This window comes from Pseudoxanthomonas sp. Root65 (assembly GCF_001427635.1).
In the GTDB taxonomy this organism is placed as follows: Bacteria; Pseudomonadota; Gammaproteobacteria; order Xanthomonadales; family Xanthomonadaceae; genus Pseudoxanthomonas_A.
The window spans coordinates 906798-917566 of record NZ_LMHA01000002.1 but is presented as its reverse complement, the minus strand read 5'-3'; the positions used below and the strand labels follow the sequence as shown (position 1 = coordinate 917566).

At 60.6% G+C, this 10769-nt stretch carries 6 protein-coding genes; 2 read left to right on the top strand and 4 right to left on the bottom strand.

The genetic code is table 11. The annotated features are described in order from the left end of the window. The first annotated feature begins 61 nt into the window (after nucleotides 1-61). Entirely contained in the window at nucleotides 62-1222 is a 1161-nt protein-coding gene (locus tag ASD77_RS14680) for an IS30 family transposase (RefSeq protein ID WP_055943569.1), read from the top strand. A gap of 176 nt (nucleotides 1223-1398) precedes the next feature. Here the strand turns inward: ASD77_RS14680 and ASD77_RS14675 are convergent, their stop codons facing one another. Continuing rightward, the gene (locus ASD77_RS14675) at nucleotides 1399-3591 is read right to left on the bottom strand and encodes a DUF11 domain-containing protein (protein WP_162247638.1); all 2193 of its coding nucleotides are present in this window, start codon (nucleotides 3589-3591) and stop codon (nucleotides 1399-1401) included. Nucleotides 3592-3886: 295 nt separating this feature from the next. On the opposite strand from ASD77_RS14675, the gene ASD77_RS18320 reads away from it, so the two are divergent. Beyond that, the gene (locus ASD77_RS18320; RefSeq protein WP_162247637.1) at nucleotides 3887-4471 is read left to right on the top strand and encodes a hypothetical protein; all 585 of its coding nucleotides are present in this window, start codon (nucleotides 3887-3889) and stop codon (nucleotides 4469-4471) included. 852 nt (nucleotides 4472-5323) lie between these two features. Here the strand turns inward: ASD77_RS18320 and ASD77_RS14665 are convergent. The 3 genes from ASD77_RS14665 to ASD77_RS14660 form a co-directional block, all read right to left on the bottom strand. Further along, on the bottom strand, nucleotides 5324-6688 hold the full coding sequence (locus ASD77_RS14665; RefSeq protein WP_055943285.1) for a hypothetical protein: 1365 nt from the start codon (nucleotides 6686-6688) through the stop codon (nucleotides 5324-5326). A gap of 1172 nt (nucleotides 6689-7860) precedes the next feature. Further along, entirely contained in the window at nucleotides 7861-8718 is an 858-nt protein-coding gene (locus ASD77_RS17855) for a TniB family NTP-binding protein (protein WP_162247636.1), read from the bottom strand. Next, nucleotides 8715-10523 carry a Mu transposase C-terminal domain-containing protein gene (locus ASD77_RS14660; protein WP_082563322.1) on the bottom strand — a complete coding sequence of 603 codons (1809 nt, stop codon included), beginning with the start codon at nucleotides 10521-10523 and terminating at the stop codon, nucleotides 8715-8717. The genes ASD77_RS17855 and ASD77_RS14660 overlap by 4 nt, the downstream gene beginning before the upstream one ends. Between the last annotated feature and the right edge of the window lie 246 nt (nucleotides 10524-10769).

The following is a 10769-nucleotide window of genomic DNA, read 5'->3' as shown; positions in this document are numbered from 1 at the left end:
CGCGGATTCATATGATCGACGCAACACACGGATAGCTGCATAGGCAGCAGGAGTGTTGCGGGTGAAGCGCAGGCAGAGGATCTACTACACCGATACCCAGAAGGCACTGATGTGGGACCGTTGGCAGCAGGGCGAGTCTCTGCATCAGATCGCGTCCCTGTTCGATCGGCACCACAGCTCCGTCCGAAACATCCTGGCCGAGCACGGCGGCATTCGTCCGCCGATGAGGCGAAGATCTCCAAGGGCGCTGAGCCTGGCTGAGCGCGAGGAGATCTCCCGCGGCTTGGCAGCGGGACGATCGATCCGCACGATAGCGGTGTCGCTGGGCCGAGCCCCTTCTACGATCAGCCGCGAGATCGGGCGCAACGAGGGCCCTGAAGGCTATCGAGCCAGCCAGGCGGACCAGGCCGCCTGGGACCGGGCGCGTCGTCCCAAGCCCTGTAAGCTGGCGCTGCATCGAGCCTTGGCCGCTTACGTGGCAAAGAAGATCCAGCGGCAGTGGTCGCCCGAGCAGGTGGCCGGCTGGCTCAAACGCACCTATCCCGATGATGCGAGCCGTCAGGTGTCCCACGAGACGATCTATCGCACGCTTTACATCCAGTCGCGCGGAGCCTTGAAACAGGAGCTGCTCGCGCACCTGAGGCGCACACGGGCGATGCGTCGTTCACGCCATCACACCCAGAAGACAGAAAACCACGGCCGGATTGCCGACACCGTCTCGATCAGTGAGCGGCCGGCCAACGCCGAAGATCGAGCCGTGCCGGGGCACTGGGAAGGCGACCTGCTGTTCGGTGACCGGAACAGTCAGATCGCTACACTGGTGGAGCGACAGACACGCTATCTGATGTTGGTGAAGGTGGCAGGCAAGGACACCGAGACTGTGATCAACGCACTGATCAAGAACGCACGCCGCCTGCCGAAGCAGCTGTACCAGTCGCTGACCTGGGACCGGGGCAAGGAGATGGCGGCGCACCGCCGCTTCACCTTGGCCACTGACATCCAGGTCTACTTCTGCGATCCGCATCATCCCTGGCAGCGCGGCACCAATGAGAACACCAACGGGCTGTTACGGCAGTACTTCCCCAAGGGCATCAGTCTGGCGGATATCTCGCAGGCCAGACTGGATGCCGTGGCACGCCAGCTCAACGAACGGCCACGCAAGACGCTAGGCTACGAAACACCGGCAGAGCGATATCGACAAACTGTTGCGTCGATCGGTTGAATCCAAGGNGCACGCCAGCTCAACGAACGGCCACGCAAGACGCTAGGCTACGAAACACCGGCAGAGCGATATCGACAAACTGTTGCGTCGATCGGTTGAATCCAAGGTCGAAAGCAGACTTGTCTCGAAACCTACTGTTTTTTCGGTGTCGCTTCCATCCTGTAGTTGATGACGCCTCAATCCGCGTTACAGCGCACGGCGAATTGCAACCGCCCTCCCGGCGGCATCAACGGAATCGTTGCACCGGTAGGCGAGAGCATGGATGCCAAATCAGCGGGGCAGCTCGCTCCGCCACTGGGTATGCAGCCGGTCACTGCGCATGAGCTAAGACCCTCACCCGGGCTGTCACGGACCACCGTGCCGTCGGCCGACAGTGTCCCCGCAACGTGTGTCACTGTAATCGTATAGTCGATGGCGCCGCCCTTTACGACCTGCGTCACTGGCGTTGTCTTGGTGACGGCCAAGTCGACGGTGCGTGGCGTGTTGACAAAGGTGCACGTCAAGTCGTCACCGGCTACCGGCGTGACCTGGAAGCTGCGTCCCTGCCCGGGCGGGACATCGGTGGTCCCGTTGATGCTATTCACACAGCTGTACTGCGTATCGTAAAGAGCTAGGTTAGCCGCAGGTGTTCCTGCTGCGACTTCCGACAATGTGTACGTTGTGCCCGCGGCGCCAACGAATGGAGTAGTCGACACACTGGTCGAGGCGCCCGTAGTGGTCACGCTCGGCCCACCGTTGTTGATCGTCAAGGTGAACTGGTCGGTCGCCATCACGCGCCCGGCAATCGTCTTTGCCAGGGTCAGCCGGGGCGGCGCCTGAACACGCAGTTCAGTGGTGTTGGTCGTATCGTTGAATTCCTCGCCGCTGGATGCGCCGACATATCGCACCTGCGCTACATTGCGGACTATCGCGCCGTCGGCAGCATCGGCGCGCACTCGCACGATGAAACTAACCGTCGTCAAGGTTGGCTGCGTGCCAATACACGCGGGACACCGCAGCAAACCGCCTTGGTTGCTGTCTGCGCCGGTACCCACGCGGAACGTCGCCGCGCCAGCGGACATCTCGCCTGTATCGTCGCCGACGCCATCGGTCTTGGCGCCACTGTTAGCCCCAGCCGTCACTTGCAGGCTGCCTGGCTCGTAGTCGGTGTTGGTGGGAATCGTATCGCGGATGGAAACGTCCACCGCATTGTCCTGTCCCGTGTTCTGCAGATTGATGGTGTAGCGGATGCGATCGCCGGCGCGCGCCTGTCCGGCGGGTAGGCCTGGATTTGTCAGGTTGGTTTGCGTCTTCGCAGTAGCGGCATCGACCGTAGGCTGAAACACGTCGATTGCCGTGGTAAGCACCGAGATAGCATAGCCTTCGCTGCTCGTACGGGCGGTAAGCGTGGCTGAGGTGGCGCCATTGGCCAGGGCATTGTTGCCAGGGTTGGCCAGTTGCACGATGTCTGCATCGAAACCCAGCGTATTGGCCAAGTTGTTGTTCGCTACGCTGCGCTGGCTCACGACACTGCCTAGGCGGCAGATCGTGGAGTTAAAGACATCGCCGGCTGTGTTACAGGCGTCAGATACGTTCACCAACGACGAGCCTTGGCCCTGGAACGTGAAACCGTCCGGCGCGCCGCGGTCGCCGTCCATCGCCATCCAGCCCAGCTGCGCAGAAACTGCGCCACTGAATGGCGTGCGGAAGCCCGAGACGGTCACGGATACTTGGTTGACCGGTGCGCTACCGGTGGTAGCGATCACCGCTAGGCCATCGTTGATGGTGAAGTTACGCAGCGGGCGCGCCGGATTCTGGATCACCAGGACCAGCGTCCAGCCACCGAATCGGTTCACCACACCGGTCTGCAACGGCAGGTTTGCTACCCGATAGGTCCCGGCACCGCTCGACCGCACGGCGGCGGTGACGTCGGCCCGGCAGGTGTAGACGTGATGCGGTTGGGCTGCGCCCCAGATGGTGGAGCGCGGCGACACGTCGCAGGCGGCGGGCGGGAGCGCCTGGTAGCCGAGGCCGGGCCGGCCAAAGCGGATCGGCGTAGCCGTTGGGGAGGGGCTGGGTTGACTGCTGCCATCACTGGCCACCAAGCCGCCCCAGTAAAGCTGGGCCCGTACGATCTGAGCACCGGCTGGTAGATCGGCCGCCGAAAGGGTGGCGCTGCTGGAATTTATGATGCTGGTGTCCGCAACATCCGCCGGCAGCTTGGTCGCCACCATCGTCTGCCCATCATTGATGCCGGAGTTGCAACTTCCACTGCCGTTGCACGTCAGGTTCGTGTTGGCGAGGAAGACCAGATCGCCGTTCAGGGTCGTGGTATAGCGCTGGTCAAATGCTCGGTACACCTGTGCGGGAACGGGAGAAGCGACTGCCATCAGTAGAACCAGAAGCATCCACCGCATCATCTGAGAGCCCCGAACGAAATTGAGTAATCGGGATTCTACTAGTTTGTGACCTACGCATAGGTATTGTCTAAGCGCTGGTCTGACGTGGGGGATGACACTGCCTCCTATCTGCTGAAGCACGCTGCGGGCCATGTGGGGCTGCCTAGAGGCCAAAAAGATTGCAGTCCACCCATGCCGATGAGCGGGTGTTGCATGGCTACGGATCGGTCGTATACATGATGGAACGGTAGGGAATGCAAGCCTCGGAAATTCAGGAGATCCACACATGTCCGAAGCTCGCCGAGTGGATGGACGCCAAGCGCGCCTGCTGGAAACGCTATCAGCCATTGCCGACGACCTCGCCTCGGCTGCTCACTTTGCCGATAAAGTTGCCACCGCTGAACCAGGCGAAGCTGATGTAGACCTTTGGTGGACCGTGGCATTGGTCATGTATGGACGCTGCTTTGATAGGGGCGTGCATCCGTGGGGAGCGAGCGAGATTTTGGGTCATCTATCAAAGCCGCTTCAACGTCGACATAGACATTTCAAGCACCTACACAACACATTGGTCTCCCAGCCAGGCGGGGTTTCGCGAGCCTTAGTCGCCTTGGCAGGAATCGGGCTTGACGGGCACCTGTGGGTGGACTGCAGACCCATGCCTCTTTTCGCCTTAGGGAAACTTGAGGCGATGGATCTCCTAGAGCTCTTAAGCGTGCTCCAGGGTTTGGTCGATCGGCGACGGATAGAGACCCACAACGCCCTGAAAGGTCAGCTGCTTGAGATGTCAGATGAGGACTTCGAGCAGTTGCCATTGGCAGCAGTAATCGACGTCCCTCTGGGTGAGGCCTCTAGATCAGAGTTTCGTATGTAAATGACTGAATCTGGCCTCATTCCGTTGGGTGCCACGCCTGTGAGATGTGCGTTCCAGGGAGTCGTGGAGCAGGCTAACAAAGCGATTTAGATCGCAAGAGCACCCACCACGCAACGCGCCAGAACTAAGCCGTCACCGTTCCCCTGTCAGCTCCAGGCTAGGAGAAGCTAACCTTTCGAGGCTTCATGGCAGCTTTTGGATATCGTCTGCCCAAGGCTTCACAGCTGGGAGCGTGCAGCTAGCTCCCTTTGGGGTATGTTGCCCCACCCCGCCATTTCACGCGCCAGCCCAGCGACGAGCCGTCGCACACGTGATGGATGGGCGGCCAAAGGCTATCCTTCCGTGCATGAGCGAGCCAGAAGACAATGTGTTCGGAGACCGAACCACAGCCATCATGTGGAGTCCGGATGTCGTGAGCTTCCTGCGCGGAGCTGTGACTGATCGCGAGTTGGGCATTCGCGATACTGCGGAAGCTCTGCGTATGACAGTGCGCGTATGGCTCGCAGGACCTGCTTCCAATAACTCAGCCGGGCCTGTTTAGCACTTCAGCTGCAGGGCATGCTGCTGCATCGCGGCCCTTTCAAGTGCGGCGCCCAATTTATGTAGTCCAGTGATTTCAGCCCTGACGAATTTGGACGAAGCAGTGGATGTCCACTTCCGGCCAGAAGCTGACGTCGTCCCTATCCTGACCAGCAAGAGATGTCCCGCAAGCCACTACTGGAGCCGGCTTATCGGGTGAAGGACATCGCTGTTCTCTACAGTCGCGTGCGGCTTTGTATGTCGCGTTCGCCATGCCGATATTTAGATGGCGGTAGGCTGGCTTGGGCGCCGCGCAACGAATGTCGAGTTGGCTTACGGCGACTCGAGCGGTGTGTTGCTTCTGCTGTAACGCACCGAACGGAACACCTGTCCAGTCGCTTTGCAATCGCCCGGCTCCCAGGAACGCTCGGGCGCCAAGCCATAGTTGGATTGGCAGCTCCAGCCGGCATCTGTCATGAAGCACATGCGCACATCCACATGGGCGGCGCAATTGTTGACGATGCGTCCAACCAATCCGCTGCTGCTGGGGCACACATGTGTCTTCGTGACAGGTTGGCCAACGCACGTGTCGGCGCGATCTTGGGTTGATGCGCTGCCTGCACCGGCTGCTCTGACACTGGAAGTATCCGGCGCGGCGCTGAGTGCCGCAGCCGCACGGCGGTCAGCATATTCCACCGCAATCGCCTCCTGCCGCTCCGTAGCGGCACGCGCGTTCGCGAGCTCGCGCGCGGCGTACTGGTCCGATCCGGCCGCACTGCCTTGGCGTTCGGACGTGGCCTGGCGTGCCGCCTGGTCGAGAGTGGCGTCCAGACGCGCGCGCGATTGGGCCTCGCTTTGCACGGCAATGTCATTGGCAGTCGCCAGCACATTCTGTAGAGATGACATGGCGGCATTGAAGCGGTCCGAGCGCTCGCGTTGTTGTCGGCGCTTTTCCTGCGCCAGCTCCTTATAGGCCTGATCCATGGCGGCTTTTCCGGCGACTTCGCCCCTGGCCTCGATCCGCGCGGCTTCTTGCTCGGCATATTGCACAAATCCGTCAGGAAACGCGTTCACCGGTTCAGGGCGATCGGATCCCTTCCCATACCCCTGCTTATAGAAATAGACACCTTGTGCGGTCAGCTCTATGTCCTTCTTCAGATTGACACCCCCCATCCCGAGGGTCGTGGCAAATCGATACCAGTCGGACTGCAATGCATCAGTAGTCACACGGAAGTTAACAGCTGTTCCCTTCGCTTCGCCCAGTTCATGCACGTCTGCCAGTAGTTCCCCAGGCACGACTCCCCTGCGGAACACGATCCTCGAACCAAATGGAAGACCCGGCGTGTAAGCAGTGAACTCGACGGCCATGCCATGTTCGATGATCACATATCTGTGGATAGTTACTGTGCCATCCGAATGAGGGCCGGCGATCCAATAAGTCCCTGCCAGGCGAGCCAATACTCCCCAGTCCGCGATGCTCAGGTTTGCATGTTCGCTCGCGCCATCGGCGCCACCTCCGGTTGCGCTCGACCTGTTAGCAATCGCCTCACGAAGCGCCACACACGTCTCGCCCTGTTGCGCAGCCTGCGTGACACACAGCGCGGCATACGTCTTCTCTAAGTTGGCAGCATCCTGAGCAGCCACGCCCCCGCCAACGGTCAGCAACAGGCACCCCAGAATGGCTGAGATCCGAATCATGGCATTCCCCTTTAAGTCGACTATGCCCAAACTGCGCCAGCATAAGCGTGCGTCGGCCGGTGGATCCAGACCCTGGCAAACCAGATAGGACTGTTGCCGGCCCGTTGGCGGACGGGCTTCGCGGCACTCCAGATGATTAGCAGGCAACTGAGGTTGGGCCCTCAGCTTGACCGCTCTGGGTCGGAAGCTGCCGTCCCCTACCCCCGATAACGATCCCTAACCGTCAGTCCGCCGCTATCGGCCTGCAACAGAAGCAGAGGTCGCAGACTCGGACTACGGCGATTGGCCCGAGTGGATGGCGCGCCTCGGCAATGGACGTCGGGCGGTATCCGCGCTCTGCTCCGCAATCTGTACCACCCGCGCGCGATCAACGGCGTCCAAGCGCGGCAGCCAGCGCCGTAGAAACCATTGCCAGGCAAGCGCAGGCAACCGCGGCAACGGCGTGTCGGCTTCAATGCCACGCAGTGCAGCCCAGCATCGATGGGTGAGCAGCAGCGCGCCCAGCCGCTCCGCCGGCGGCAGGCTGCCTAATCGAGCTGGCTCGCCTGGTCGGAACGCCTGCGATCGCGCCTGATACTGCCATCCCCACAGGTACAGCTCCCACGCTGCTGAGGTTGCCGGAGGGTGGTCGACAAAAGCACTCCAGTTGCGCACCACCATCCGCACGAGGTCACGACGCCACAGGGACTCCCTCTGCCAGTCAGGCACCCGCCCGTCCCAACGGCACCAGACGTGCAACCAGTTGGCCAAGCCCCGCAGCTCAGGTTGAGCCATGCAGTTGCGCCAGCCGGCATCTTCTCCATGGGAGGGGAGCGTCGGCGACAGTGGGAGCGCATGTAAACGACAAGTTAGCCTCCGCGCGTCTAACCACTCAGCCCGCACTACCCAGCGCTGCTGCGGCTCGTCGTCGACGTAACAGCGCGAACAATACATCTTGCGCTGGCTAGGGTGCAGGCGCCAGGTCGGCGCGACCGATGCGCCGTCCCCCAACACTTCCGGCAAATTGACCCAATAGGTGCCGGCCTGTGGGCGTTCCGGTTCCTCCGGCGCCGCTCGTATCCAGTCCTCCCACTCTCGGCTGTCCATTGGCTGCAGCCGACCCGTTGCCGCCAGCCATGACGCCCGCGATTCACCTGGCACTGGTGTTGCCCAGTGCGGAAGCGTGAGGAAATTCATTGTCCGTCCCCCAGTACTACTGGCGGCAGCGGATCGGTCATGGCCTCCTGAAGAAGTTCCAATGTTAATACTGAGCTGGGCTGACGCGCTGCCCGCAGACTCGCGTTGTGAATCAGTTTTTCGATGGAGCCGGTGGTGCAATAGCCATTAGCAAGAAACCAGCGTACGAAGCGTTGACTGTCCAAATGCGAAATTTCGGGTCGTTGTGCATCAATACTGGCCAGAAGCACACGCAATTCTTCCGACTCCTGAAAGCGCGGCAACAGCAACGGACGAAAACGTGAATGCAATTGCTCGTCCGAGGCCAGCACATTGCGCATGTTCTCCGTGGTGGCAATGCAAAGCGTCAGGCCACAGTTGGTCAGTCGCTTGAGAACCGCAAGGGTCTGTTGTTGGCGAACGCGTCCAGCGTGAAGTAGGTTACCGGCCTCGTCGATCAGAACTTGACGCACACCGGAGCGGATCAGCACCTCGACACACATCTCGACGTGGCGGAACCGTCGACCCGGCTCAAACCCGGGTAGGCACTCACGTATCAAACTTTCGCACAAGCGACGGCAGTCTCCGTCATCCGGCGCTTCCACGAGAATCACATGAAGTGGATGAAATCCGGATGGGTCGCGCAGCCGTCCCTTGTGAAGGGCATGATAGTGCTTGAGGATGCGCGTCTTCCCCATTCCCGCGTCTGCGATAAGGTGCAGGCTAAGCGGACGTGTTCGTCCGTACTCGTGGCAGTACAGATGTCGTAGCCATTTGAGAGCGGCAAGGTGACTGCTGACTGGGATAAAGCGAAGCTCCTTGCTTTCACCAGCGTTAGTTGGCGCTAGTAGCCGCGGATCATTGTCTTCATTCACAGCTCGTCCTCCCAATCGGTGCTTATCGGCATGACTGGTCGACTGAAATCGACTGCCGTCTTCGCTGGAGTGGCGGCTTGCGGGCGCAGCGCCTGCTTGCGGCGTGCCTTCTTGCTGGTTGCTGCAGCGGCGTCTTCAATCTGACGCTGCTTGCCTATCGCCGAGAACAACGCAGTTTCGTCCTGCGTACGGCTGCCTTCAGAACGCATCAGGCGCCGAGCTTCCTGCAACTCGTAGATGGAGAAAGGCGGCTGCGTGCGATCCAGTAGCGGAACGTCAATGTGATGGCCATCTACGTATAGATAAACTTTGGAGAGGTCTCCTTGGTGATAATGCACGCGGTATGGTTGCTGGCTGTTGATCAACGGCGCCAGTGCCGGATCCCAGTATCGCAGCCCATGCAGTGCCAATCCTTCCCGCGTGACCTTGCGCATCTTCGCAGGCAAAAAGCCCAGCATGAACTCGCGGGGGTCGGATATCAGTGGGGGTAGCTGGAACTCGCCACGTGAATTTGTCCACGCGGTTGTCCAGGCTTGCATCGGCGTTAACCCGTTCAAACCGCGATGCGGACTGTGGTGGTACTCGCCGGCAATTGCATAGGCGACCCAACGCTCAAACTCCCGCAAGGTCATTACGGCCCGGCGCTCGGAATGGTAGTCACCGCGCTGCTTACTGCTGGAGAACGTGGTGCCGGGCAACATATGCACCTTGCCCATGAGAGTGCCAATGTAGCGCTCTATATAGGCACCGAAATGTGGCTTGTAAGGTGGCCGTGTGCGACGGGAGATGCCGTAGCGTTCGCACTGGGCTTGTACGCCAAGGGCCTGGAACGTTTTACCGTTGTCCCACGCAACGCAGTCCATGCGCCCACACATTGGGTAATCGACATCCACCTCGAGGCGTTTCAGCCACGGACCTTTAGGCAGGCAGGCATGTTCCAAGCAAAGACCCACCGCAGTTTGGTTCGGATACTCGAAGCCTAAGTAGTAGCCCAAGATACAGCGCGTGTGCACATCGATTGCCAATGTGATCCATGGGCGGCCGATGACTTGGCGACCCTCGCCTGGCGCAACCAAGATCAGATCAATTAGGGCATGGTCGATTTGGACAAGCTCTAGAGCTCGGGAGGTTTCGATCCCGCGAACCGACGGACCTTGCCTGGCCTCCCCTTCGTGCGGTCCTAGGCGCGCCTTCGCAACCTGCAGTGGATCTCGGGCGCGAATGCGGGCGCGCACTGATCTCATTTTTGGCGGCTTGACCTTGGCTGCGCGGCATTCTTGCTCAATGCGCCGGACCACGGCGCTGATTGTGGGACGCTCCGGACGCAGGTAGTCCTGTTCGATCACGTGCGCGACGATCGCTTCCTGAGCCGGAGTCAGGCGCTTTGAACCGCGGGCAGGGCCGGGTATCCCCTTCACCTGCGCGCCAGGAAGCGGGTTGACGCGGTAGTTCGACAGGCGGCGCATGACGGTCTTGACTGAGACGCCCATCTTTTGCGCGACGTCTTGGGGTTCGCACTCTCTACTCTCCAGCTGTTTGAGCTGTTTGCACCACTCTACGGCGTTGGCGTCGGCCTCAGGCTCAGTTGCGGCGCGGATAGGCCCGCGCACGGCGAGCGGGCGCGGTGCGGCCAAGTCCTGCAACGACACGCACGCGGTATCCCCGGTACCGATACAACGCACGTAGATCTGCGAGGCACTGCTGAGCGCCTCTATGCGTACTAGACGCTTCTCCCAAAGGGCTTGGGCACCCACGTGCAAATTGAGCGGGGCGAGAGGGCGCGGTACTCGTTTGATCTGCTTCATGAGGCCTCCTGAAAATGCAGGCCGCACGGTGCCCTCCTCTTGACGACGAGGATTCAGAAGAGCAGGCTGGGGGTAATCGGGGCCAAAACCGGTTACCAAGGAAGCTCGAGCCGCCAGCTCGGGCTTTCTTTTTTCCCAATGTGGAGGGCAACGCGCTGGCTAGCGGATGATCGTCATCAAGGCTCTGCGAGAAAGTTAGGCCCACTAATACCGCTTTTCAGCCCGTAGATCTAGATGCAAGAATAT